This is a genomic window from Stenotrophomonas aracearum, from assembly GCF_031834615.1.
Classification (GTDB): domain Bacteria; phylum Pseudomonadota; class Gammaproteobacteria; order Xanthomonadales; family Xanthomonadaceae; genus Stenotrophomonas; species Stenotrophomonas aracearum.
Window position 1 is genome coordinate 639,272 of the sequence record NZ_CP115543.1, and the last position, 25,380, is coordinate 664,651.

At 64.9% G+C, this 25,380-nt stretch carries 22 protein-coding genes; 12 read left to right on the top strand and 10 right to left on the bottom strand.

The window, feature by feature from the left end; all coding sequences use genetic code 11:
* The 5 genes from PDM28_RS02895 to PDM28_RS02915 all read right to left on the bottom strand — a co-directional run bounded on the left by PDM28_RS02895 (nt 1) and on the right by PDM28_RS02915 (nt 5,500).
* Entirely contained in the window at nt 1-1,308 is a 1,308-nt protein-coding gene (locus tag PDM28_RS02895) for an FAD-binding oxidoreductase (RefSeq protein ID WP_311183767.1), read from the bottom strand.
* Complete coding sequence (locus PDM28_RS02900) at nt 1,305-2,723, bottom strand: UbiA family prenyltransferase (protein WP_311183768.1); 1,419 nt, start codon at nt 2,721-2,723, stop codon at nt 1,305-1,307. The genes PDM28_RS02895 and PDM28_RS02900 overlap by 4 nt, the downstream gene beginning before the upstream one ends.
* Before the next feature lie 121 nt (nt 2,724-2,844).
* On the bottom strand, nt 2,845-3,813 hold the full coding sequence (locus tag PDM28_RS02905; RefSeq protein ID WP_311183769.1) for a lysylphosphatidylglycerol synthase transmembrane domain-containing protein: 969 nt from the start codon (nt 3,811-3,813) through the stop codon (nt 2,845-2,847).
* Between the two features lie 2 nt (nt 3,814-3,815).
* On the bottom strand, nt 3,816-4,754 hold the full coding sequence (locus PDM28_RS02910) for an electron transfer flavoprotein subunit alpha/FixB family protein (RefSeq protein WP_311183770.1): 939 nt from the start codon (nt 4,752-4,754) through the stop codon (nt 3,816-3,818).
* Nucleotides 4,754-5,500, bottom strand: a complete 747-nt coding sequence (locus PDM28_RS02915) for an electron transfer flavoprotein subunit beta/FixA family protein (protein WP_102946496.1) — start codon at nt 5,498-5,500, stop codon at nt 4,754-4,756. Before PDM28_RS02915 ends, PDM28_RS02910 begins: the two co-directional genes overlap by 1 nt.
* Before the next feature lie 261 nt (nt 5,501-5,761).
* Here PDM28_RS02915 and rfbB point away from each other — a divergent pair, with 261 nt between their 5' ends.
* From rfbB to glmS, 5 genes are all read left to right on the top strand, one after another.
* The gene (rfbB, locus tag PDM28_RS02920; RefSeq protein ID WP_311183771.1) at nt 5,762-6,817 is read left to right on the top strand and encodes a dTDP-glucose 4,6-dehydratase; all 1,056 of its coding nucleotides are present in this window, start codon (nt 5,762-5,764) and stop codon (nt 6,815-6,817) included.
* Between the two features lie 14 nt (nt 6,818-6,831).
* Nucleotides 6,832-7,719 (top strand): glucose-1-phosphate thymidylyltransferase RfbA, encoded by an 888-nt coding sequence (rfbA, locus tag PDM28_RS02925; RefSeq protein ID WP_070207023.1) that lies wholly within the window; start codon nt 6,832-6,834, stop codon nt 7,717-7,719.
* Nucleotides 7,716-8,288, top strand: coding sequence for a dTDP-4-dehydrorhamnose 3,5-epimerase (gene rfbC / locus PDM28_RS02930; protein ID WP_311183772.1), 573 nt, complete (start codon nt 7,716-7,718; stop codon nt 8,286-8,288). Before rfbA ends, rfbC begins: the two co-directional genes overlap by 4 nt.
* On the top strand, nt 8,285-9,190 hold the full coding sequence (gene rfbD, locus PDM28_RS02935) for a dTDP-4-dehydrorhamnose reductase (protein ID WP_311183773.1): 906 nt from the start codon (nt 8,285-8,287) through the stop codon (nt 9,188-9,190). The genes rfbC and rfbD overlap by 4 nt, the downstream gene beginning before the upstream one ends.
* A gap of 92 nt (nt 9,191-9,282) precedes the next feature.
* Nucleotides 9,283-11,124, top strand: coding sequence for a glutamine--fructose-6-phosphate transaminase (isomerizing) (glmS, locus tag PDM28_RS02940; protein WP_311183774.1), 1,842 nt, complete (start codon nt 9,283-9,285; stop codon nt 11,122-11,124).
* A 34-nt stretch (nt 11,125-11,158) separates the two neighbouring features.
* On the opposite strand, the gene PDM28_RS02945 is transcribed toward glmS, so the two are convergent.
* Together PDM28_RS02945 and PDM28_RS02950 are read right to left on the bottom strand one after the other, a co-directional pair.
* A complete protein-coding gene (locus tag PDM28_RS02945; RefSeq protein ID WP_311183775.1) occupies nt 11,159-12,562 on the bottom strand; it encodes a mannose-1-phosphate guanylyltransferase/mannose-6-phosphate isomerase in 1,404 nt (467 codons plus the stop codon).
* Between the two features lie 11 nt (nt 12,563-12,573).
* Complete coding sequence (locus PDM28_RS02950) at nt 12,574-13,923, bottom strand: phosphohexomutase domain-containing protein (protein WP_311183776.1); 1,350 nt, start codon at nt 13,921-13,923, stop codon at nt 12,574-12,576.
* A 141-nt stretch (nt 13,924-14,064) separates the two neighbouring features.
* On the opposite strand from PDM28_RS02950, the gene PDM28_RS02955 reads away from it, so the two are divergent.
* Nucleotides 14,065-14,796, top strand: a complete 732-nt coding sequence (locus tag PDM28_RS02955; RefSeq protein ID WP_070207018.1) for a CoA transferase subunit A — start codon at nt 14,065-14,067, stop codon at nt 14,794-14,796.
* Between the two features lies 1 nt (nt 14,797).
* Nucleotides 14,798-15,424 carry a CoA transferase subunit B gene (locus tag PDM28_RS02960; RefSeq protein ID WP_311183777.1) on the top strand — a complete coding sequence of 209 codons (627 nt, stop codon included), beginning with the start codon at nt 14,798-14,800 and terminating at the stop codon, nt 15,422-15,424.
* A 13-nt stretch (nt 15,425-15,437) separates the two neighbouring features.
* Here PDM28_RS02960 and PDM28_RS02965 read toward each other — a convergent pair whose 3' ends face one another.
* From PDM28_RS02965 to PDM28_RS02975, 3 genes are all read right to left on the bottom strand, one after another.
* A complete protein-coding gene (locus tag PDM28_RS02965) occupies nt 15,438-17,507 on the bottom strand; it encodes a glycoside hydrolase family 99-like domain-containing protein (protein ID WP_311183778.1) in 2,070 nt (689 codons plus the stop codon).
* A gap of 204 nt (nt 17,508-17,711) precedes the next feature.
* Complete coding sequence (locus PDM28_RS02970; protein WP_311183779.1) at nt 17,712-20,543, bottom strand: rhamnan synthesis F family protein; 2,832 nt, start codon at nt 20,541-20,543, stop codon at nt 17,712-17,714.
* A gap of 325 nt (nt 20,544-20,868) precedes the next feature.
* Nucleotides 20,869-21,177 (bottom strand): SymE family type I addiction module toxin, encoded by a 309-nt coding sequence (locus tag PDM28_RS02975; protein WP_311183780.1) that lies wholly within the window; start codon nt 21,175-21,177, stop codon nt 20,869-20,871.
* A 570-nt stretch (nt 21,178-21,747) separates the two neighbouring features.
* On the opposite strand from PDM28_RS02975, the gene PDM28_RS02980 reads away from it, so the two are divergent.
* Genes PDM28_RS02980 through PDM28_RS03000 form a run of 5 tightly spaced genes read left to right on the top strand, consistent with a single transcriptional unit; the run spans nt 21,748 to nt 25,280 of the window.
* On the top strand, nt 21,748-22,164 hold the full coding sequence (locus PDM28_RS02980) for a hypothetical protein (protein WP_311183781.1): 417 nt from the start codon (nt 21,748-21,750) through the stop codon (nt 22,162-22,164).
* Complete coding sequence (locus tag PDM28_RS02985; protein ID WP_311183782.1) at nt 22,142-23,356, top strand: hypothetical protein; 1,215 nt, start codon at nt 22,142-22,144, stop codon at nt 23,354-23,356. The genes PDM28_RS02980 and PDM28_RS02985 overlap by 23 nt, the downstream gene beginning before the upstream one ends.
* A complete protein-coding gene (locus PDM28_RS02990; RefSeq protein ID WP_311183783.1) occupies nt 23,349-24,311 on the top strand; it encodes a glycosyltransferase in 963 nt (320 codons plus the stop codon). Before PDM28_RS02985 ends, PDM28_RS02990 begins: the two co-directional genes overlap by 8 nt.
* Nucleotides 24,295-24,687: a GtrA family protein gene (locus PDM28_RS02995; RefSeq protein ID WP_311183784.1), complete on the top strand. Its 393-nt coding sequence runs from the start codon at nt 24,295-24,297 to the stop codon at nt 24,685-24,687. Before PDM28_RS02990 ends, PDM28_RS02995 begins: the two co-directional genes overlap by 17 nt.
* Entirely contained in the window at nt 24,684-25,280 is a 597-nt protein-coding gene (locus PDM28_RS03000) for a hypothetical protein (protein ID WP_311183785.1), read from the top strand. The genes PDM28_RS02995 and PDM28_RS03000 overlap by 4 nt, the downstream gene beginning before the upstream one ends.
* The last annotated feature ends 100 nt before the right edge of the window (nt 25,281-25,380 follow it).

Genomic DNA, 25,380 nt, shown 5'->3' on the forward strand with positions numbered 1-25,380 from the left:
TCACTCCATGACCCGGCGCCAGAAGCCGGATGAGAATCGGGGGTCGATGAATCGGGAAAAATGCTGCCATTGCGGATAGGACTGGCGGAACAGCGCGCCACTCATGCGCGCGTCCTTGGCCGCGTACACCGCGCCGCCGACCTCGCCAACGATGGCGTCCAGCCGCTCCAGCATCCGGAATACCTCTGGCCCGTCGTTGGGGAAATCCAGCGCAAGGGTGGTGCCGGGGCGGGGGAAGGACAGCAGTCCCGGCGAGGGACGGTTGCCGAACTCCTTCAGTACCGCGAGGAACGAGCCGCGGCCGCTGCGCGAAATCTCCGACAACAACGCGGCGGTGGCTTCGCGCGCATGCTGCGGCGGCAGGACGCACTGGTGCTGCAGGAAACCCTGGGGGCCATACATGCGATTCCAGTGGTTGATGCCGTCCAGCGGGTAGAAGTAACTCTGGTAATGACTGACGTGGCGCCGCCGCCGCGCCGGCTGCCGCCAGTAGTACAGGGTGTTGAACGGACGCAGGGTCAGCCGGTTGACCAGCGACACCGGCGGCACCAGCGGCATGCTGCGCCGTGGAGAAGCCGACGGTGTCGCGGCTTGGGCATTGCCGGGTGCATGGTCGCCGCGCAGGAAATGTCCGCGGCCCAAGTGCTTGCCGGTGGCCAGGCAGTCGATCCAGGCCACCGTGTACTCGAAGCCATCCGCCGACTCGCGCGATAGTGCGAAAAAGTCGTCCAGGCTGTCGAACCGGATCGACTCGGTTTCGATCCATGGCCCGGGCACGCGTCGCAGCTGCAGTTCGGCCCAGGTGACCACCCCGGTCAAGCCGAGGCCGCCGATGGTGGCGGCAAACAGGCCGCTCTGGTCCTGTGCATCCAGAAGCTGGCGTGAGCCATCGCTTCGGAGCAGCTCCAGGCAGCGCACATGGTGGCCGAAGCTGCCGGCGCGGTGGTGGTTCTTGCCATGTACGTCGTTGCCGACAGCACCCCCTACAGTGGCATACCGGGTGCCCGGCGTGACCGGCAGGAACCATCCGGCGGGCAGTGCAAGCTCTATGATCTCCGCCAGGGTGACGCCGGCCTCGCAGCGCAGGACGCCGCTGGCCGGGTCGAACGCGATGAAACGGTCCAATGCCCGTGTCATCAACAGCGAGCCGCCGGGATTCAGGCAGCTGTCGCCGTAGCTTCGGCCGTTGCCGTGGGGAAGCACCGTTCCGCAAGCGACCGGCAGGTCCGCTGCACGGTCGCTCAACGCAAGCAGCGTCTGCTGCGCGTGCGGGTAGCGTCCCCATGACTGGCCGCGCGTTGACCTCATATCGCGGCGAGTACGATGACCACGCACAGGGCGATCACCACCTGGCTGACCCGGTCCATGGCCGCGAAGACAATAGGGTCATCTTCCATCTCGCCGCGGTGCGAAACGATCCACATGCGGCTGATCCAATACAGCAGCATCGGGCACAACAGCCACAGGACTTTCGGATTGCTGTACAGCTCAAGACTTTCCGGGCTGTTGATGTACAGCGCGAACACCAGCACGCCGATATAGCCGGCAGCAGCCCCCAGCGATTGCACCAGCGGCAGGTCGGCTACGGCGTAACCGCGGCCGATCGCCATTTCCTTGCCGCTGGCGAGCGCGGCGGCCAGTTCGGTGTAGCGCTTGAGCATGGCCAGGCTGAGGAAGACGAACATCGAGAACGCCAGCAGCCAGAACGACAGCTCCGAGCCGATCGCTACGGTCCCGCCGATGATGCGCACGGTGTACAGCGCGGCTAGCAGCACCACGTCGATCATCACGATGCGCTTGAGCTTGAGCGAATAGCCCAGGGTCATGACGTAGTAGCACAGCAGGACGCCGGCGAAGGCGGGGCTGCACAGCCACGCCAGCGCGAACCCGAACACGGTCAGCAGCGGCGCCATCAGCAGGCCGTGCAGCAGCGGCAGCGTCCCCGCGGCGAAGGGCCGTTTACGCTTGCGCGGGTGCATGCGGTCGGGGGTCAGGTCGAGCAGGTCGTTGAGCAGGTAGACGCCCGACGCGCACAGGCCGAACGCGAGGAACGCGATGCCTGCGTCGATCACTGCGGCGGGTTCCAGGAAGCGGTGCGCGGTGAGTAGTGGCACCAGCACCAGCAGGTTCTTGAGCCACTGGTAGATGCGCAGTGCCTTGATCCAGGTGAGCAGGCCGCCATTCTGTGCGGGCAGGTGGCCCAGCACCTCGGTCTGGCCGGCCGCATCGCGGGCCAGGCGTTCGCCGTTGTTGACCACGATGGCTCCGCCGGCGTGCGCCCAGACCTCCAGGTCGACCCGGCCATTGCCCATATAGTCGAAGCCGCGTTCGCCGAAGCGGGCCGCGAGCGCCTTGCCCTTGTTGTGGCCGGAGAGGTTGGTCTGTCCGTCGCTGGCGATCACTTCCTCGAACAGCCCGAGATGGTCGGCGATTGGCTGCACCAGCAGCTGGTCGGAGGCCGTGCACAGGACCCGCGGTCGCTGCGTGGTGGTGCGCAGGATGTCCAACACCCGCTCGTCGTACGGCAGCGTCTCGGCGGGGAGCTGCACCCGCGAGGCCAGCTGGCGCTTCACCGCAGCCTTGCCTCCGAGCAGCCAGAACGGGAGCAGGAACAGGTACAGCGGATTGCGCGCGAGCAGGGCCAGCAACGATTCATAGAGGATGTCGGAACGCAGCAGGGTTCCGTCAAGGTCGACACAGAGCGCGCGGTTCTGGGCATTCAAAACGGGGTAACTCCTGCGAACGTGCCGGGGCAATGCATGGCGATGATCTCTCATCCGTGAAAATTGACCGGGCAGTATACCGTTGCCCGTTGCAGGAGTAAGCGAAAAAACGCCTGCGTGTTCAGTGCGATGGACGTGCCTCGAGGACGGCCATCGCGAGCATTCCAACCAGCACCGCCAGCCACAGGCTGGCGAGTCGGATCCCGATGGCGGCGGTCAGGGCTACGTCCACGCCGGCGCCCACGCTGGCCAGCATCACCACGATGGCGGCCTCGGTGGTGCCCACGCCCCCGGGGACGAAGGATAGCGCGCCCACCAGCATCGCCAGCGGGTAGATGGCCACTGCATGCTGCCAGGCCAGATCGATTCCCAGCGAGTGGCAGAGCCACGCGAATGCGGCGGAGGTCAGCAGCCACGCGGCGGCGCCATGGATGGCGCTGGTCAAGGCCAGGCGCGGGCGCAGCAGGGGTTGCAGGGCGCACACTCCGTCAAGCAGGAAACCGCATAGCTGGCGCAGTCGTTGGACCGGAAGTCGAGCGATGACGACCCGCGCAAGCTGCTGCAGGGCTGGCCAGCACGCCAGCAGGCAGATCCCGGCCACCACGGCGAGTACCAGGCCGGTCAACACACCAAACAGGGGAACCAAGCGTGCGGCGCCGGTCGCCATCAGGGTGATGACCAGCAGATCCAGTGCGCGTTCGTAGACGAACGTCGTCAGCGTGGTCCTGGGTGGTACGCCCAGGCGTGAAAAGTAGCGTATGCGCAGCAGCTCGCCGGCCTTGCCCGGCGATGCGGTAAAAGCGAAGCCGGCCAGATAGGCCCCCAGCCCCGACCACCAGGAAGCCAGCGGATGGCCCTGTGCGCGCACCAGCATGTGCCAGCGCTGGTAGCGGAAACCATAGCTGGCCAGTACCGCACCTGCACACAGCAGCAGCGGGCCGCCCAGCTCGCCCAGTCGCGACAGCACGTTCTTGTCGCGATCCAGATACCACAGCGCCACCAGATACACGACGGCGACGCCTGCCAACCATCCCAGTGCCCGGCCCCGGCGCTGCGGGGCGGGCGGAGTGAAAGAGGCGTCTTCGGCCACGCTTACAGGGCCGCTTCCAGCTCAGGCAACAAGGTGAACAGGTCCCCGACCAGCCCGATATCGGCAATCTCGAAGATCGGCGAGTCCGGGTCCTTGTTGATCGCCACGATGGTCCCGGCGTCCTTGATCCCGGTCAGGTGCTGGATGGCACCGCTGATGCCGACCGCCACGTACAGTTCCGGGGCGATGATCTTGCCGGTCTGGCCGACCTGCAGGTCGCTGGGGACGTAGCCGGCATCCACCGCCGCGCGCGAGGCGCCCACGGCCGCACCGAGCTTGTCGGCCAGCTGGAAGATCACCTTGAAGTTCTCCTCCGAACCGACGCCACGACCACCGGAGACCACGCGCTTGGCGCTCTGCAGGTCCGGGCGGTCGGTGGCACCGGCGGCCAGGCCGATGAAGCGGGTGTGGGTCGGCAGGGCCGCGTCCACGCTGGCCGCTTCCACCGGGGCGCTGCCGCCCTGGGCCGCTTCCGGCCAGGAGGCGGCGCGCACGGTGGCGACCACGATCTGGTCGGCCGGCACGTCCACGGTGATGATCGCGTTGCCCGCGTAGATCGGGCGCTTGAAGCTGTGGCTGCCTTCCACGCTCATCAGGTCGGAGACCTGGTTCACGCCGAGCAGGGCAGCCACGCACGGCATCAGGTCCTTGCCGAAGGTGGTCGACGGGCCGAACACGTGGGTGTAGCCCCTGGCCAGCTGTGCGATCTGCGGGGCCAGCACCTGGGCCAGGGCCTGGGCATTGGCGGCATTGGCCACGGTCAGCACCTTGGCCACGCCAGCCAGCTGGGCGGCCTGGGCGGCCACGGCGGCCGGGTCGGCGGCCAGCACCAGCACGTCGATGCTGGCGCCGCTGATGGCAGCGGCCGCGCTCACGGTCTTGGCGGTGGCGGCATTGAGCTTGCCGTCATGGTGTTCGGCAACTACGAGGATCTTGGTCATTACAGCAACCCCTTCTGCTTGAGTGCGGCAACCAGTTCGGCTGCGTCCTTGACCATCACACCCTTGCTGCGCTTGGACGGCGCGGCGTAGTGGGTGGTGTTGAAGGTGTCGGCGGCTTCAACGCCCAGGTCCGCCAGCTGCAGGCTCTCCAGCGGCTTGGCCTTGGCCTTCATGATGTCCGGCAGCTTGATGAAGCGCGGCTCGTTCAGGCGCAGGTCGGTGGTGACCACGGCCGGCAGGTCCACTTCCAGCGTTTCCAGGCCGGCGTCGACCTCGCGGGTCACGGTGGCCTTGCCGTCGGCAATCTCCAGCTTGCTGGCGAAGGTGGCCTGCGGGCGGCCCCACAGCGTGGCCAGCATCTGGCCGGTCTGGTTGGCGTCGTCGTCGATCGCCTGCTTGCCCAGGATCACCAGGTCCGGCTGTTCCTTCTCCACCAGCTTGAGCAGGGTGCGGGCGGCGGTCAGCGGCTGGATGGCCTGGTCGGTGACGACGTGGATGGCGCGGTTGGCACCCATGGCCAGGCCGTTGCGCAGGTGCGCCTGGGCGTCGGCCGGGGCGATGGTGGCGACCACGACCTCGGTAGCGATGCCCTTGTCGCGCAGGCGCAGGGCTTCTTCCAGAGCGATTTCGTCAAAGGGGTTGGGGGACAGCTTGACGCCGTCGGTGACCACGCCGGAACCGTCCGGCTTGACCTGAATGCGGACGTTGTAGTCCACCACGCGCTTGTACGCGACGAGGATTTTCATCTGGTGCGGGATCCTTCAATAACGGGGAACGTCCGGCTGCAGCACGCGGCAACCGGTTCGGGGGTGGGATCGCGATTCTAACTGGCTTGGGGCGACCATGCGAATGCGTATGGTAATGCTGCATTGCGGCATAAAGTGCCGCCTTTTTGCCTTGTTCACATGACGTGAGAGGCCGCGAACGGCACTGCGATGTATGCTGTGTGGCTGTACGAGCGCCCGTGGAGGGCAGCTCACGATCGATACCGAACAGGAGAACGGGTAGTGCCCACATGGCTTGTCACCGGCGGAGCCGGATTCATTGGCGGAAACTTTGTGTTGGAAGCCGTCGCCAAAGGCGTGCGGGTGATCAATCTGGATGCCCTGACCTATGCGGGCAACCTGAAAACGCTGACCTCGCTGGAGGGCAATCCGGACCACGTCTTCGTTCAAGGCGATATCGGCGATCAATCGCTGGTGACCCGGCTGCTCAATGAGTACCAGCCGGACGCTGTCCTGAACTTCGCAGCCGAAAGCCATGTGGACCGGTCCATCGACGGTCCCGGCGCCTTCATCCAGACCAATGTTGTCGGCACGTTGGGCCTCCTTGAAGCCGTCCGTGACTTTTGGAAGGCGCTGCCGGCCGACAAAAGCCAGGCGTTCCGCTTCCTGCACGTGTCCACCGACGAGGTGTACGGCACGCTGGGTGAAACCGGCAAGTTCAGCGAAACTACTCCCTATGCGCCGAACTCGCCGTATTCGGCGTCCAAGGCGGCTTCGGACCACTTGGTGCGTGCGTTCCACCATACCTACGGGCTGCCGGTGCTGACCACCAACTGCTCGAACAACTACGGCCCGTACCACTTCCCGGAGAAGCTCATTCCGCTGGTGATCGCCAAGGCGCTGGCCGGCGAACCGCTGCCGGTCTATGGCGACGGCAAGCAGGTGCGCGACTGGCTGTTCGTGTCCGATCACTGCGAAGCGATCCGTACCGTGCTGGCCAAGGGCCAGGTCGGCGAGACCTACAACGTGGGTGGCAACTCCGAGAAAGAGAACATTGAAGTGGTGCACGCCATCTGTGCGCTGCTCGATGCACGCCAGCCGCGCGAAGATGGCCAGCCGCGTAGCAGCCAGATCACTTACGTGGCCGACCGTCCGGGCCATGACCGTCGTTATGCCATTGACGCATCGAAGCTGAAGGACCAGCTGGGCTGGGAGCCCAAGTACACCTTCGAGCAGGGCATCGGGTTCACGGTTGACTGGTACCTGAACAACCAGGAATGGGTCAACGGCGTGCTCGACGGCAGTTATCGACTGCAGCGCATCGGCACGAGCGCCTAAAAGGACTTCCTACCATGACGCAACGTAAAGGCATCATCCTGGCGGGCGGCTCCGGCACCCGCCTGTACCCGATCACCAAGGGCGTCAGCAAGCAGCTGCTGCCGGTGTACGACAAGCCGATGATCTATTACCCGCTCAGCGTGCTGATGCTGGCCGGGATCCGCGACGTGCTGATCATCAACACCCCGCACGAGCAGGCGCTCTTCCAGACGCTGCTGGGAGATGGTTCGCAGTGGGGCATGAACATCGAGTACGCCGTGCAGCCAAGCCCGGATGGGCTGGCGCAGGCTTACCTGATTGGCAAGGACTTTGTGGGCGGCAAGCCGAGCTGCCTGGTGCTGGGGGACAACATCTTCCACGGCCACGGCTTGAGCGAAATGCTGCGCAACGCCGATCAGCGCGAAACCGGCGCGACCGTTTTCGGGTACTGGGTGAATGACCCGGAACGTTACGGCGTGGCTGAGTTCGACAAGGCAGGCAAGGTCATTGATCTGGTCGAGAAGCCGGCCAACCCGCGTTCGAACTATGCGGTTACCGGGCTGTACTTCTACGACGGCAATGCCAGCCACCACGCAGCCGAACTGAAGCCGTCGCCGCGCGGCGAGCTGGAGATCACCGATCTCAATCAGCGTTACCTGCGCGAAGGTAATCTGCATCTGGAAGCATTGGGTCGTGGCTACGCGTGGCTCGACACCGGCACGCACCAGTCACTGTTGGAGGCTTCCAACTTCATCGAGACAATCCAGACCCGCCAAGGCCTGCAGGTCTGCTGCCCGGAAGAAATTGCCTTCGGGCAGGGTTGGATCAACGCCGAACAGCTGGAAGCGCTTGCCGCACCGCTGATCAAGAATGGTTATGGCCAGTACCTGCATGCACTGGCCGTGCGTGGAGTCGTACCGTGAAAGTAATTGAAACCAAGCTGCCGGGCTGCGTGGTGATCGAGCCGGCTGTGTTCGGCGATGAACGCGGCTTCTTCTTTGAGACTTGGAACGCCGAGCGTTTCGGCCAGCATGGCCTGCCCACGAAGTTTGTCCAGAGCAACGTGTCCACCTCGGCCAAGGGCGTACTGCGTGGCCTTCATTACCAGTGGCCGCGTCCGCAGGGCAAACTGGTCAGCGTGCTCGAAGGCGAGGTGTACGACGTAGCCGTGGATATCCGTCGCGGCTCGCCGACCTTCGGCCAATGGGAAGCGGTGGTGCTGAGCGCGGAAAACAAGAAGCAGTTCTGGATTCCGGAAGGCTTCGCGCACGGCTTCGCCGTGCTGTCCGAGCGTGCCGTCTTCAGCTATCTGTGCACCGAGGTGTACCTGAAGGACTTTGACGCAGGCGTACGCTGGAATGATGCCGACATCGGCGTGGACTGGCCGATCAGCGGCCCGACGCTGTCGGCCAAGGATGAAGCCGCACCGTTCCTGAAGGACATCGCCGAAGACCGTCTTCCGGACTTCGCGGTGCTGCAGGGCGCGCCGTGACGGTGCTGCTGTTTGCCGGCAACGGTCAGCTGGGCCAGGAATTGTTGCGCGCCCTGGCCCCGCTCGGCACGCTCGTGGCAACCACCCGCAGCGGCACCTTGGCCGACGGTACGCCTTGCGAGACGGCTGATTTCAACCAGCCCGAATCCCTCATCGCACTGCTCGACCGGTTGAAGCCCAGCGTTGTGGTGAATGCCGCGGCCTACACGGCGGTGGATCGCGCCGAAGAAGAGCGTGACGCTGCTTTCCGCGCCAATGCGGAAGCGCCGGGCGTCATCGCTCGCTGGTGCGCTGCAGTTGGCGTGCCGCTGGTGCATTACTCCACCGACTACGTGTTCGACGGGCAGGGCGTCCGACCCTATCGCGAAGACGATGCCACCGCGCCGTTGGGCGTGTACGGCGCCAGCAAGCTGGCCGGGGAAGAAGCTATCCGGGCTGCCGGTGGGCGCCATTTGATCTTCCGCACTGCCTGGGTGTATGCGTCGCACAGCGCCAACTTCCTCCGCACCATGCTGCGTGTCGGCGCTGAGCGTGATGAGCTGCGCGTGGTCGCCGACCAAGTGGGTACCCCGACCCCGGCGGCGTTGATTGCCGACGTAACCGCGCAGGTGCTGCAGCATCCTGGCGCGCTTTCAGGAACCTGGCACCTTACGGCTCAGGGCGAGACCAGTTGGCATGGTTTTGCGGAGGCCATTTTTGCCGAGGCGGTGGCCGCGGGAAAGCTGGCTCGCGCTCCCAAGGTTTTGGCGATCTCTACTGCCGAGTATCCAACTCCCGCAAAGCGCCCCGCATATTCCCACTTGGACGTGGCCAAGCTGGAGTCAGATTTTGGCATCACACTTCCGAGCTGGGAGGATGGTCTGCGCCGCGTCTTGAATGAGCGGACCAACGACCGGACCTGAGCCGGACGGGAGGCGCATCAGGGCCTTCCAAATGCTTCATGTTGCCGATAGCGGCAGCTGCCTAATGGGTTTGACTGGACGGATATTCTGCAATGTGTGGAATTGTTGGCGCGATCGCAGATCGCGATGTGGTGCCGGTACTGATCGAGGGTCTCAAGCGCCTGGAATACCGCGGTTACGATTCGTCCGGCATCGCCGTGCTGGACCGGACCCAGGCCCAGCCGGACGTGCGCCGGGTGCGCCGCACCGGCCGCGTGGCCGAGATGGAGAAGGCCGCGGCCGCCGAAGGCTTCGACGCCACCCTCGGCATCGGCCACACCCGCTGGGCCACCCATGGCGGGGTCACCGAAGCCAATGCCCACCCGCACACCAGCCACGGCGTGGCACTGGTGCACAACGGCATCATCGAGAACCACGAAGAGCAGCGTGAGCGCCTGCGCGGCCTGGGCTACGTGTTCGAGTCGCAGACCGACACCGAAGTCATCGCCCACCTGATGCATTACAACCTGAAGAACGGCGACAGCCTGCTCTCGGCACTGCAGCGCACGGTGAAGGAACTGACCGGCGCCTACGCGCTGGCGGTGATGAGCCGCGCCGAACCGGACCACTTCGTCTGCGCGCGCATGGGCTGCCCGTTGCTGGTCGGCTTGGGCGAGGGCGAGAACTTCGTTGCATCCGACGTGTCGGCGGTGATCTCGGCTACCCGCAACGTGATCTTCCTGGAAGAGGGCGACACCGCCGACATCCGCCGCGACGGCGTGCAGGTGTATGACGAGCACAACCTGCCGGTGGACCGTGGCGTGCACCAGTCCGACGTGTCGCTGGCCTCGCTGGAGCTGGGCCCGTACCGCCACTTCATGCAGAAGGAAATCCACGAGCAGCCGCGCGCGCTGGGCGACACCATCGAAGCGGCGATCGACGCCGGTGGTTTCCCGGCCGAGCTGTTCGGCAAGAATGCGGAGGACGTGCTGGCCGGCATCGAAGGCGTGCAGATCATCGCCTGCGGCACCAGCTACTACGCCGGCCTCACCGCGCGCTACTGGATCGAGGCCATCGCCGGGCTGCCGTGCAGCGTGGAGATCGCCAGCGAATACCGCTACCGCGCCGCCTACGCCAATCCCAAGCACCTGATCGTCACCATCTCCCAGTCCGGCGAAACCCTGGACACGATGGAGGCGCTGAAATACGCCAAGTCGCTGGGCCACCTGCACACGCTGTCGATCTGCAACGTGCCCGAGAGCGCGATCCCGCGCGCCAGCGAGCTGGTCTGCTACACCCGCGCCGGTGCCGAGATCGGCGTGGCCTCGACCAAGGCCTTCACCACCCAGCTCGCGGCACTGTTCCAGTTGACCGTGGTGCTGGGCAAGCTGCACGGTCGCATCGACGCCGCGCAGGAGGCGGAGTACCTGGAACAGCTGCGCTTCCTGCCGGGCAGCGTGCAGCATGCGCTGAACATGGAGCCGCAGATCGCGGCCTGGGCTGAGCGCTTCGCGCGCAAGAACAGCGCGCTGTTCCTCGGCCGTGGCCTGCATTACCCGATCGCACTGGAAGGCGCGCTCAAGCTCAAGGAAATCACCTACATCCATGCAGAGGCCTATCCGGCTGGCGAGCTCAAGCACGGTCCGCTGGCGCTGGTGGACGAAGACATGCCGGTGGTGGTGATCGCGCCCAACGACAGCCTGCTGGAGAAGGTGAAGTCCAACATGCAGGAAGTGCGCGCACGTGGCGGCGAATTGTTCGTGTTCGCCGACCAGGACAGCAACTTTGTCGAGTCCGAAGGCGTGCACGTGATCCGCACCCCGCGCCACGCCGGCGTGCTCAGCCCGGTGGTGCACACCATCCCGGTGCAGCTGCTGGCGTACCACACCGCGCTGGCGCGCGGCACGGACGTGGACAAGCCGCGCAACCTCGCGAAGAGCGTTACGGTGGAATGAAAGAAGGGCCGGTCAATGACCGGCCCTTCTTCTTTCAGCTTCGCCCGTACGTATCCTCAAACCGCACGATGTCATCCTCGCCCAGGTAACTGCCGGACTGCACCTCGATGAGCTCCAGCGGCAGCTTGCCCGGGTTGCGCAGCCGGTGGGTCACGCCCAGCGGAATGTAGGTGCTCTGGTTTTCACCCAGCAGGATTACCTCATCACCGCGCGTAACTTCGGCGGTTCCGCTCACCACCACCCAGTGCTCGGCACGGTGGTGGTGCATTTGCAGGCTGAGCGTGCCGCCCGGCTTCACCGTGATCCGCTTCACCTGGAAGCGCTCGCCATTGTCGATGGAGTCGTAGGCGCCCCACGGGCGATAAACCTTGCGGTGCCAGGTGGCTTCGGGTCGCGCATCGGCCTTGAGCTTGGCCACCACCTGCTTGATCTCCTGCATGCGGTCGCTGCGGCCGACCATCACGGCGTCGTCCGTCTCGACCACGATCACATCGTCCAGCCCGACCAGCGCGATCAGGCGCTCGCCGTAGGCATAGGTATTGCGGCAGTCGATGGCGATCACGTCGCCGTGGTGTGCGTTGCCATCGGCATCCTGTGCCGACACGTCGCGCAGCGCGGTCCAGGAGCCCACGTCGTTCCAGCCGGCATCCAGCGGCACCACCACGGCGTCGTTGGTCTTCTCCATCACCGCGTAGTCGATGGAGTCGGCCGGCACCGCCGCAAACGCGTCCTTGTCCAGGCGGGTGAAGTCGGTATCGCGGCGCGCCAGCTGCCAGGCATTGCGACTGGCAGCCAGCATCTCCGGATGCAGGCGCTCCAGCTCGGCCAGGTAGCGTGAGGCCTTGAACAGGAACATGCCGCTGTTCCAGAAGTACTCGCCGGACTGCACGTACTGAAGGGCGGTCTCCGCATCCGGCTTTTCGACAAAGCGGTCGACCGCACGGACGGCACCGCCTGATGACGCCTTGATGTAGCCATAGCCGGTCTCCGGCCCGGTCGGCACGATACCGAAAGTGACCAGCTTGCCCTCGCGCGCGGCCGGCAGTGCACTGAGAACCGCCGCCCGGAAGGCTTCCTCATCGGCAATCACATGGTCCGACGGCAGCACCAGCAGCACCGGGTCGCCTTCCTCCAGCGTGGCTTCCAGCGCGGCCACGGCAATGGCCGGGGCGGTGTTGCGCCCGACCGGCTCCAGCAGGATGGCCTGCGGCTGCACACCGAGCTGCTGCAGCTGTTCGGCGGCCACGAAGCGATGTTCCTCGTTGGCAACGACCAGCGGCGGTCGCCCGGCGATGGGCGCCACGCGCTCCCAGGTGGCCTGCAGCATGGTCTGCTCGCCGGCCAGTGCGAGGAACTGCTTCGGATAGGCCTCGCGCGACAGCGGCCAAAGGCGCGTGCCGGAGCCGCCAGACAGGATCACCGGAAGAATGTCGTTCATCGGGCTGCGCCTCAGGATGCCTTGAGCAACTGGGAGATTTCGTCGGTGCGCTGCTGCAGCAGGGCGGCATCGCCGCGCGCTTCCACGTTCAAGCGAAGCAGCGGCTCCGTATTGGAGCTGCGCAGGTTGAAGCGCCACTCGCCGAAGTCGGCACTGATGCCGTCGGTGTGGTCCAGCGTGGGCCCGTGCGAAGCGAAGTGTTCCATCACCCGCGCTACGGCCAGCTTGGCGTCGCTGACCTTGAAGTTGATCTCGCCGCTGCACGGGAACTTCTGCATGCGCTCTTCCACCAGCTCGGCCAGCGAAAGGCCGGACTCGGAGACCAGCGCGGCGATCAGCAGCCACGGAATCATGCCCGAGTCGGCGTAGGCGAACTCGCGGAAGTAATGGTGCGCGCTCATTTCACCGCCATACACGGCATCTTCGTCGCGCATCTTTTCCTTGATGAAGGCATGCCCGCTCTTGCACAGCACCGCCTGGCCACCGGCCTCTTCGACCATTTCCACGGTGTTCCAGAGCAGGCGCGGATCGTGCACGATCTTGCCGCCCGGCTGCCGCGCCAGGATCGCCTTGGCCAGCAGACCGACCAGGTAGTAGCCCTCGATGAAGCGGCCGGTATGGTCGAAGAAGAAGCAGCGGTCGAAGTCGCCGTCCCAGGCGATCCCGAAGTCCGCACCGTGCTCAAGCACCGCCTTCGCGGTGAGCTCGCGGTTCTCGACCAGCAGCGGGTTCGGAATGCCGTTCGGGAAGCTGCCGTCCGGCTCGTGCGCGATGCGGACGAACTCGAACGGGAGGTGCGGCGCCAGCAGGTCCACGATGGCACCCGCGCCGCCGTTGCCGGCGTTGACCACCAGCTTCAGCGGCTTCAGCGAGCTGCGATCAACGTAGCTCAGCAGGTGCTCGATGTACGCCGACTTGTCCGGGTGCGACTGGATGCCGGCCTTGGGTTCAGCCGGGGACGCGGTGTCTGCCTCAACAGCATCGGAGATGGCGAACAGGCCGGTATCCGAGCTGATCGGCCGGGCCTGCTCCTTGACCAGCTTCATGCCGTTGTAGTCCATCGGATTGTGGCTGGCGGTGACCATCACCCCGCCGGCGGCCTTCAGGTGGTCCACCTGGAAGTAGACCTCCTCTGTGCCGCACAGCCCGATGTCCAGCACCTCGCGCCCCGCACCGCGCAGGCCGGCAGCCAGTGCGTCCTGCAGGCCGGGGCTGGTCAGGCGCACGTCATGGCCGACAACGACGGTGCCCGGCGCCAGTTGGGCGGCCAGGGCCACGCCGATCCGGCGCGCCATGTCTTCGTTCAGCTCGTCCGGCACGCGGCCGCGGATGTCGTATGCCTTGAATGCGGGGAGGGTCATCGGGTGTCCTTTCGAAGTCAGTAGGCGAGTTTAGCTGGTGCCGTGTATGGGAAGCGTTTTCAGCCCGAATCGGCCGTTTAGCCGGGGCTACCCCTGCCAATGGATACAATGGCGGCTTACATCAACGAGGTGAGGGCGTAGATGAGCAAGTCCCCAGACAACGGCCGGCGCGGCAAGCGCTACGCCAGTGCCGCCGAGGCGCTGCAGGGCGCGGTGGCCGACGGCCAGACCCTGGCGGTCGGCGGTTTCGGCCTGTGCGGCATTCCCGAAGCGCTGATCGCCGCGCTGCGCGACACCGGGGTAAAGGACCTGACGGTGATTTCCAACAACGCCGGCGTGGACGGCTTCGGCCTGGGCCAGCTGCTGGAAACCCGCCAGATCAGCAAGATGATTTCGTCCTACGTGGGCGAGAACAAGGAGTTCGAGCGCCAATACCTGGCCGGTGAACTGCAGCTGGAGTTCAACCCGCAGGGCACCCTGGCCGAGCGCCTGCGCGCCGGCGGTGCGGGAATTCCGGCGTTCTTTACCGCCACCGGCTACGGCACCGTGGTGGCCGAGGGCAAGGAAACCCGCGAGTTCGACGGCAAGCACTATGTGATGGAAACCGCGTTGCGCGCGGACGTGGCGCTGGTCAAGGCGTGGAAGGCCGACGAGGCCGGCAACTTGGTGTTCCGCAAGACCGCCCGAAACTTCAACCCGGCCTGCGCCATGGCCGGCAAGCTATGCGTGGTGGAAGTGGAAGAAGTGGTGCCGGTGGGCAGCATCGACCCGGACCAGGTGCACCTGCCGGGCATCTACGTGCACCGCATCGTGCACAACCCGACTCCCGAAAAACGCATCGAACAGCGCACCGTGCGTGCGGAGGGCAACTGAGATGGCATGGACCCGCGATGAAATGGCGCAGCGCGCCGCCCGCGAACTCACCGACGGCGCCTATGTGAACCTGGGTATTGGCCTGCCAACCCTGGTGGCGAACCATATTCCCGAAGGCGTGGACGTGTGGCTGCAGTCGGAGAATGGCCTGCTCGGCATTGGCCCGTTCCCGACGGAAGCGGAAGTGGACGCCGACCTGATCAACGCCGGCAAGCAGACCGTCACCGCGCGTGCCGGTGCCAGCTACTTCGGCAGCCACGACAGCTTCGCGATGATCCGCGGCGGCCACGTCAACCTGGCGATCCTCGGCGCCATGCAGGTGACCGACAAGGGCGACCTGGCCAATTGGATGGTCCCCGGCAAGATGGTCAAGGGCATGGGCGGCGCCATGGACCTGGTGGCCGGCGTGCAGCGCGTGGTGGTGCTGATGGAGCACACCGCAAAAAACGGCGAGCACAAGATCCTGGCCGAATGCACCCTGCCGCTGACCGGCGTGGGTGTGGTGGATCGGATCATCACCGATCTGGCCGTGTTCGATGTGACCGACGCGGGCTTGAAGCTGGTAGAAGCGGCGCCGGGCGTGAGCGATGAAGAACTGAAGGAAAAGACCGGCGTCAGCTTCAACTGATCCGGTTCGTGGCTCACCCCTTGCGGGCGTACTGATAGGGCTGTCCGTCGTCGAACGGCAGCCCAAGCACGGTTGCTGCGGTTTGCTCGTTCGCGCCCGCATGGCGGACTACCAGTGAGACGACGCGCTCCACGGCGTGTGCCTGGGTACCATCCACCTGACCGTCTTCGGGCTCGAACAGCGATGGTTGAAGGTGCGCGTCCAATAGCGGGCGCAGTGAGGATAGCCGGACCCAGAACATGCTGCCGGCCACGAACGTATCGCGGCTGACGTCTGCCGGGGGCAACCCCATCCGCGCCAGCAGCGCACCGACGTTGCGCTCGTTCGCGCCCCAGTAATAGTCCAGTCGCTGCACGTGGCCCTCGGGTGCCACCAACCCAAGGTCCGGGTCATGCACGAACGCACTGAATATCAGCCCGGCCCGGTCCGGATCGAGCAGGCGTCCGGTCAGCTCCCTGCGCCAGTCTTCGCCATCGCTGCGGTGGGTAGAGCGTTTGGTGTGCAGTTTGAGCACCACCTGTTCGCCTTCTTCGTACAAACGCTCGGCGATCTGGAGGAATGGCAGGATGTCGCGACCGTGGTTGGGATGCACCTCGATCTCCGCCTCCATCCCTGCCGCCCTCACCGCCTGTCCAACTGCGTCGTACTTGTCGGCAGTCGTGGAAATGACGATGCGCCACGGCAGCTCCGCAGCGCGCAGATCGGCGAGGAGCTCGGTGAGTATGTCCAGGTACCACGCATGGATCACCACACATGGCCGAGTTGGCATAGGCGGGGGCACCGGCGCGCGTAGTGCCTTCCGGGTGGCTTCCAGCCAGGCATGGCCCAATCGGGAATCCGGTTCCAGCACTGCACCTTCCGCCCATTCGTTCCAGGCGTTGATGAAGACCAATCGCCTCGCTGGATCTACCGTTGCCAAGCGCTGGTGGATCGTCTTCGAAAGCCAGTCGCAGTAGCCGCGTGGCGACGCATGCAGGTACACGCGGCCACGACCGGAGCGGCGTGCCTCGTTGTCCCAGCCTGGGTTCACGCCCGGATAGAGCGGGTAGTCCGGCAACGCCCGGCCGCCGATTTCGCTGGCCAGCTCGCGCCAATCGCGCACGTCGCCCTGAAACTCAGGATTGATCAGGTACTGGTTTGCGGTGAGCGAACGCGGGTTGCTCATGTTCGGCGGGAACTCTACCGCTGCGTCGAAATCAATCTCGCGCGGGTCCGGACGCTCGAAGCCCTGGACGTACGCCAGATGGATTTCTCCGATATCGTTCTCCCGGCACCACTGGCGCCAGCGCTGCGCGGTTGCGCGTGCATCCGGTAGCAGATGCGGGCGATAAACCAGCAGCATCGGCTTGCCGTCCACCTTCAGGGCACGGCGGTCACGCAGGTAATCCGCTACATGTGCGATGAAGGCAAGATCATCTTCGGCGCTGTGCTGCTGACCGATCAGGATGTCTTCGCTGCGCCCGTCCCATCGCCGTGCCCAGTTCTCATTGGCCCAGCACAGGCAGAACGGCATTTCGATGCTGTCGTCGGCCAGCCACTGGCGCAGCGGCGACTCCAGCAACGTGTTGCCGCTGAACCAGTAGTAGTAGAAGCAGAATGCGCCGATGCCGTATTCCTGCGCCAACGCTGCCTGCTCGCGCATGATCTGCGGGTTGCGCAGGTCATAGAATCCTAGATCGGCCGGCAGCCGCGGCTGCACGTGGCCTTCGAACTGGGGCAGGGCGCGGGTGACGTTGCGCCATTCGGTGAAGCCCTTGCCCCACCACGCATCGTTCTGTTCGATGGGGTGGAACTGGGGGAGGTAGAACGCCACCAGGGTTGCTGGCAACGCGGCTGGCAAGTCCTCGGCCCGGAACGGCACATGGCCGATGGCCGGTTCATCTGCACGGAACAGCGGGCGTCCGGCGCTCTTGCCGGAGCCATCCACCTGGCCACGTGGCGGTGGAGGCACCCAATCGCCGTGCCGGTCAAGGAACCGCGCCCTCAACCGGTCGCGCTGTCCGTCAGACAAGGGCAGCGCTCGGAAGCCGGCTCGCAGCGCCAGGTAAACTGCTGAACGCAGGCGCACGCTGAAGGTGGTCATGAACGGCAGACCCCGGGCAGAGCGGGCACAGCAGCAGGCATGGAGGTTCCGGCGTGTCGTTAATGACCCCATTCTCGGGGTTTGAACGTACGGCGGCAACCGGGCGGGGCATGTCAGTCGCGCGGGCGAGCTTACTCCTCCAGCAAAGGCATCATCGAAAGCAGGGTAGTAGTGATGTTCCAGCCGCCCATGCGGCGTTGGGATCTAGAGCGGCTGGCCCGCAGAAACCGTACCACGCCCCGTAAAGTAGTCTTTGGTGGCGAGCATGGCGAGTGGCCCGCGTGCGTCCCACCGTCCGCTGCCAATACTCCGCAATGGAATTTGTACACCTGCGGGATCGAACGTCAGCTCGGAAATGTCCTCGCCCAGTGCAGCGCAGATATGGTCAATGAACTCCAAAGCACCGGCGTGAACGTCGGCCAGAACCTCAATGCCTTGGGCGGGCAGCTCGACGGGACCGAAGCGCGGCTGGGGCGGGGACGAGTTGTCGCAGGCGAAGCCGCTGAATTGCCCCTCAGGGGCGGTCAGGAGCGCCTCCAGCAGCAGGTCATTTGTCAGGATACTTGATGCAGGCTCGTCCCCCACGCCCCGCCCATCAGCATATCGCGCAAGGGCCCAGCCGCTGTCAGGCACTGCCAAAGGACCGTTGCGCAGAGCCATGTAATAACCTCCCATATCCGCTTCCAGCGCCCGCGCGAGGTTGCGCTGAATACTGCCCGCATAGCCGATATCCACAAGCATCGAAGTGGAGTCGCCGACGTTCGCGTGGTGGTACACCTTGTAAGCCTCGCGCTGTTCTTTTGCCAGGCTCAGCAGTTCTGGCAGCGCAGGTGCCAGCCAACGCGCTACCTCGTCGGACATCTCGGGGAGATATACATCCTGTGCAGCGCGAGCGGGTGCATGTACCTGAACCAGCCTCCCAGCCTCATCGCCCAGCCGCGCGGTCAATAATGCGTCGAATGATCCATTGAAGCTTCCCTCAACAACCCGCACCATATCCTGCTCATCGAATAACGAAGGGAGCAGGGTGCCACGCCGGGAGGCTAGGAAATAGCGTCCGGTGAGCTCCCTTGCCCTAACGTGGAAATCCTGTAGACGGGCGAAGGCCCGCTGCAGCAGGTAGCCCTCACGGCTCAGAAACAGCAGCGTGGCAACCCCTTTGTCCCGGGCGAGGTCGATCGCGGCCAGCAGGAAGTCGAGCACCAGGGGGCCAAGCACCACGTAGCCCAGCGTTGCGGCATCAAGTGTCGGTGCGCCCGTCAGATGACGAGGTGTTGTATCAGCAATGGCTGCGAATCGGTTGGCGAGTAGGCCACGCCAGAGTTGCTCCTGCCAAGGCGCGTGCATACCCTGCGGATGACGAAGAACCCGCAGGCCTGGAATGATGTCGAATAAGGCAGAAGGTCGCAGTACGTGCGTCGGTGCGGGCAACCCCGCCTGCTGCGGCAGCTGAACGTCGGAATGCTCATTGTCGCCCACGTGGAGCCATCGACTTCCCGCGCCCTTTTGTTCGGACGCGAGCTGTTTCCAGGTCGAGATGCAGTCTCTTCGGCTTCCAGTCTCGCAGGATACAAGCCAATGACCGATGTCGCGGACCACGGCTGCAGGCAGTACCTCCTGCATGTCACTACTTGAAAGGTACATATCCGAAAAAGCAGTCAGAGGCTGAACTCCAAGGCGTTTCAGCGCCGTCAGAACCCCCGTGCGGGGTTGTAGTAAAGCCCGCTCATGCTCACGCTCAAGATCTGCAAGCGAAGACGCATCCAGATCGGGGTGCCTGAGCCGCTGCGCCAGCAGAACATGAATCTCCGAGAGTTCTGGATCGCGAGCCAGTCGTGCACGCAGCGTTGCTTCGGCATCCTCGCGATGTTCAGTGAAGCGCTCGATTCCGAAGTGCCGATTCAGCCGCCACCCCAGATGCTCGCGTGCGGCCGCCGGTGTCAGAAAAGCGCGGGTGGTCAACGTGTCGAACACGTCCACAGTGACGCGATCTGCCTCCAGTGATGCCATCTGCAGTCGCTCGAAAACACTTGTTTCCAGTGCGGACGCAGCATTTCGTTCCCCTTCTACCGTCAGCGCAAGGCGCCCATCTGTCGGAAGAATGCCCAGTCGGTATCCCTGTTGGCGGGTCACGATCCCCAGTATGCGTTCAACTGCATGCTGCAGTGTGCCGTCGATCTGGCCCTGTTCGACTGGGAACTCCTCCAAGCGCAGGCGCAGGTCGTAAAGCGGGCGCAGCGCTGAGACGCGTGCCCAGAACATCGAGCCTGCGGGGAAGTCGAGATACCGTTGCCGATCCATGGCGATGCCCATGCGGTGGGCAAGCGTTTCGCATTGATCGGCGTTGCTCAGCAGGGTATGGGCCCACAACGGGATGCCAGCGTAGCTCTCCGGATAGACCATTCCCAGCTTCGCGTCGGCCTGGAACATGCCGAGAATCCACGCCAGGCGTTCAGGTGAGCCGAACAGGCTTCGCATCAGGTAGCGTCGCCATTCCTCTTGTTCGCTGCCGGTATAGAGCGACTTCTTCGTGTGGACGTGTCCAATCAGGTCCAGAGCCAGGATCTCATCATGGAACGTGACCAACATGGGTGCGATGTCGCGGCCACGGTTCTCGACGCGCTTCACAAGCAGCGTAGTAACGTTCGGCAGGGTGGAAAAATTCCGACGGACCCGTTCTTCTGCCTCCGCGTCCACCACCGACACAAGGAGGGCATACGGCACCGGCAGCAGGCACAGTGCTGCCGCGAATTCCTCAACCAGGTCGGGGTAGTAAACGTGCGCCATGACGCCGACCCGAAGGTTGAAATCGCGCAGGGCCACGGGATCCGGTAGCGTCGGCGCGTCGAACGTGTCGACTACCGGCGTTTGTATCCTGCTGGCAGAGCGCAAGCGGCCAATGAGGCCGACCAGGCCCATGGCCCGAACGACCCTGAATGCACGTCGGACAACTGACCAGACGCCGGCAGCGCCGCCGCCATGCCGGGCAATCGAACGATGGGCCGCGACCACGTAACGGCGAAGGCTCAACGTCATGCCCTCCAACACCACACCAAGAGAAGCGCGAGACGGTACCAACACCGGCTGGTTTCCGGTCGCGCTCTTTCATGCCTGGAGGCGAACTGTGGATGCCAGGCGGGAGGCCCGGACGGAGTGGGAAAGCCTTGTGAGCAAAGGGTGTCGCCATCAGCGGCTGTGCTGGGGGAACAGGAATTTCTAAGGAAAACCGCGCCGGCTTCGGCGGAGATGCAGGTGACGGTAATGGCACCAACTTCGTACTTCCGCGCGGGAAGGGTGCGGAAGTACGCCACGCAGACGGCGTCGCCCCGGGTAGAGCGACGCCCTGCGTCGCTGGAACGCCTCAACGCCCGGAATGCACCCGCCCGATCCGCCGCCTGATCGGCCGAAGCTGCACCGACACCGCCGGTTCCGCCGCACGCAGCAGGATGGCGCCGTCAAATATCTCCACGGTCAATCGCGTCCCTGGCGAGATGCCCGCCTCAGCCATCCACATGCCGCGCAGTTTGATGCAGGGGACGATCGGCTCACCGGGCTGGGGCCTGTGATGTTGATAAATGAGCGATCCGACGATCACGCGCTTGGGTTTGTGCCAGCCAAGGCTGGGGCGGGTGGGGTGACTGGTGGGCGCATCGTTGTCACTAGAATACATGGTGGCTCTCCAAGGTATTTCCCCCGCCGGGGCGGCGGGGGAGTCGGGAGGTTGAAAGCCGTGCTACAGCAGACGGTGCGACGTATTCCCCTGAAGGGTTTTTTATTTCGTCGCCCTCCCGACATAGAGAGGACCGATATGCTGTAGCGGAGCTTTCAAACTCTTGGGCACACCATGAGAACGAAGCAACGATACCTCCAGTAGATTGTTTCTGTTGAGTCCCGCGCCTCAGTTGACGCTATCAATGGAAGTGACGTTCTGGGCCCGGACAGCCCTGAAAGCGTTGCGGGGCGTGGGGGTAACGAAGTGGAATGGAGTTGGCAGTTAGGGTTTTTGCCGGGATTTCGAGTGGACCGCAGGGAGATCCGAGCTGGCAGTTTTGGCACCAAAATCTCTTCATCGCGCGATGTGGGCGATGTTTCGATCAGGGGTCATGCGTTACCGGACGTTGGAGGATTACGTGCGGTCGTCTGGGGACCGACCCTACCCGGCCCCCGCCCCAAGGATGGCGAAGAGGCGCCATCGGGCCAATGCTAGAATTTCCGGCTTGGCTGAACCTGGAACGCTGCCGTGATCAAACCCGGGAAGGGAACCTCCTCCGTACTGCAACGCTGGCTGGTCGGCCTGTTGACAGGCGCGCTTCTGCTGGTGGGGCTGCGCGGCATCGCCAAGGACATCCATTTCGACAGCTCGCTGTTGCGCCAGGCCTTTGATGCCGGTGCAGGGTGGAAGGAGTCGGTGCCGCCCGAGGTGGTCGAAGCCCGCGAGTTGCTCGCCCGCCACGGCGACCCCAGCGTGCCGGTTGCGCTGGCATCTGGCCTCTGGGAAGACCCGCTGGTGCGCGAGCGCCTGTGGGACGGGCTGTACCCCCGCCGCGTTCATTGGGGCGATAAGGGCCTGATGCTCTGGCGCACCCCCGGCCCGCAGCAGCCGAACTGCACTGAAATCTCAAGGAGTGAGCGCATTGTTCTCGTTGACTGCCACTGACGGTGGCGCGCGCGCCGCTCTGGGCATGCTGGCCGGCGTGCTGCTCTGCTATGCCTTCGCTGCGTTTGGCTGGGTAGGGCTGCCGGCCCAGATCGCCTTCATCGCCGTGCTGGCCTGTGCGGTGTGGTCGCTGCTGGCCCTTCGCGACGGGCGGGCGGCCTGGATGGTGGGCATTGTCGCCGTACTGCTGGTCCTCGCGCTGGGCAGCCCCACCGACGAATGGGACCCGCGCTCGATCTGGATGCTGCACGCCAAGCGCATCTACCTGGAGAACTCGCTGTACGCCCAGCTGGATAACTACGCGATCTTCAGCCACAACGACTACCCCTCGCTGATGCCGCTGTGGTCGGCCACCGCGGCCAAGGTGGTAGGGCACTGGAACGAGATCTTCCCCAAGGCGGCCGCCACGCTCCTGCTGCTGCCGCCGCTGCTGCTGATCGCGCGCAGCCTGCGTACGTGGTGGGTGGCGGGCCTGTTCGCGGTGGCGGTGCTGGAAGTAGGCGGGCGCTATCTGGTTGACGGCTATATGGACGCCTTCCTGGCGGTCTACGCCGTGGCAGCGCTGGCCGTGGCGATCCAGCCGCGCCGGGTCGGGGCCGAGGGTCAGTGGTTCAACCTTGCTGCCTATGCGGCACTGTCGGCGGTGCTGACCCTGATCAAGAACGAAGGCGCGGTGCTGGCGATCCTGGTGGGGCTGGTCGCCGTCGCCACCGTGCTGCTGCGCGACCGACGCATCCCTTGGGCCCTCCTGGCCGCCTTCGCCCTGTCGATGGTCCCGCTGGTGGCTTGGAAGCTGGCTGTGGCCGGTGCGGATCTGGGCAACGACCTGGCCCAGAGCGATCTGAAGGGGCAGCTGCTGGCGCGCCTGCCCGACCTGACCCAGAGCGTGCTGATCCTGAAGGCCCTGCTGCGCAGTGCCGCGTGGGTCCCGCTGGTGCTGCTGCTGGCACTGTGGGCGCGCATGTGGCGCGTGCCGGCCGCCCGGGCCGCGCTGGCGGTCGCTCTGGCCTACTTCGGCGTCCTGTTTGCGGTGTACCTGAGCACCCCGCACGACCTGGTCTGGCACCTGGCCACCAGTGCCAAGCGCGTGGCGCTGCCGGTACAGTTGCTGTTGATGTACGGCGTCCTGGTGCTGCTGGACCAGTGGAAACAGGCGGCCCCGCGCCAGCGTGCAGGAGAACGGAATGCTTGAGCCCAACGAATCGTTCGTGGTGGTCACCCCGGTCTACGAAGACCATGTGGCCTCGACCCGCTTGTTCACCGAGCTGGCGCGCCTGTACGGCGACCGTGTCTACGTGGTGGCGGTGGACGACGGCTCGATCCGCGAACCGGTGCAGCCGTTCCAGCTGTCCAGCTCCGGGGTGAGCGGGGTGGTGCTGAAGCTGCGCCGCAATGTCGGCCACCAGAAGGCCATCGCGGTCGGGCTGGGCTATGTAGAGGAAAACCTGCCGGACGCGCAGCGGGTGATCGTAATGGACTCGGACGGCGAGGATCTGCCCGAGACCATCGCCACGCTGCTGGAAGCGACCCGCGACGAGAATGTCGACGTGGCCGTGGCGCGGCGCAAGAGCCGGGTGGAAACGCTGCGCTTCCGCGCGTTCTACGTGGTCTACAAGTTCATCTTCCAGCTGCTCACCGGGCGCACCATCAGCTTCGGCAACTTCATGGCGATCAAGGTCAGTGCGCTGCACCGCCTCAACGCGATGCACGAGGTCTGGACCCATGTGGCCGCCGGCCTCATTGCCAGCAAGCTACGCCTGGCGGTGTGCCCGATCGACCGGGGCCCGCGCTACGCCGGGCAGAGCAAGATGAACTTCGTGGGGCTCACGCTGCATGGGTTCCGCGCGCTGATGGTGTTCGCCGAAGATGTGCTGGTCCGGGTAGGCCTGATGTGCGTGCTGGTGTCCTCGGCCTCCATCGTACTGGCCGTGGTGGCCACCCTGCTCAAGCTGGCCGGTTATGCCACACCGGGCTGGTTCTCGATGGCGCTGGGCGTGTTGTTCCTGGTGTTCCTGCAGACCGGCACGCTGACCCTGATGACGCTGATGCTGAGCGGGATCGTGCGCGGCACCATCCAGAAGCCGGGTGCCTACCGCGAGTACCTGGCGGGCGTCACCGAAGTCACCGCCGATGTCGCGCCGCGCTGATTTCCGCCAGCTGCTGCGGTACGTCATCAACGGGCTGGTAGCCACCGGCGTGCACTTCGCGGTGCTGACGCTGCTGGTGGAGGTGGTGCACGTGCCTTCCAAGGGCGTTGCCAACCTGCTGGCAGCGGCAGTGGCCATCGTGTCGTCCTTCCTCGGCAATCGCTACTTCGTATTCGCCGCCACCCAGGCCCGTGCCGGCGGCCAGCTGTGGCGGTTCGTGCTGCTCTATGCCGCCATCGCGCTGATCAATGGCGGCCTGATGGCGCTATGGTCGGACCTGTTCAAGTTCGATTACCGGATCGGCTTCGTGCTGATCAGCATCATCCAGTTCATCCTCTCGTTCCTCGGCAATCGCCTGCTGGTGTTCAAACCATGAAAACCCTGCGCAACGCACTGCTGCTCACCGCCGTCTACGTGGTGCTGCTGCTGGGCATCCACTTCCTGCATGTGCGCTTCTTCAGCGTCGACGTGGTGTTCTACGCGGCCATCGGCGATGCGTTGCTCGCGGCGGTGCTCACCGGCCTGTTGCTGCTGGTACCCGCGCTGCGCCGCTTCACCCTGACCGAGAAGGTTTTGCTGGTGGCGGTATGGCTGCTGGGCGGCTATGCCTTCGCCATTTCAGTGCCGACCGTGATCGACCGCTCGCTGTCGTTCTACATCCTGGAGAAGCTGGACCAGCGCGGTGGCGGCATCCGCCAGGATGCCTTCCAGGATGTGTTCACCAAGGAATACATGGTGGAACACCGGCTGGTAGACGTTCGCCTGACCGAACAGGAAAGCTCGGGCACCATCCAGATCAGCAACGGCTGCGTGCTACTCACCGACAAGGGGCGTCGCGTAGCCGCGATGAGCCGTTTCTACCGCCAACACTTCCTGCCCAAACAGCGCCTGCTGCTGGGCAAGTACTCAGACGACCTGACCGACCCGTTCCGACACAGCCGCCAGGACGTCACCTACCAGTGCAAGTGAAGTGCAGGCTATTTGAACGCAACGAGGTGCGGTAGGGTCGGTTCCCAAACGACCGCACGTACCGATGCATCGCCCGGGAACGCATGACGCCCGAACGGAG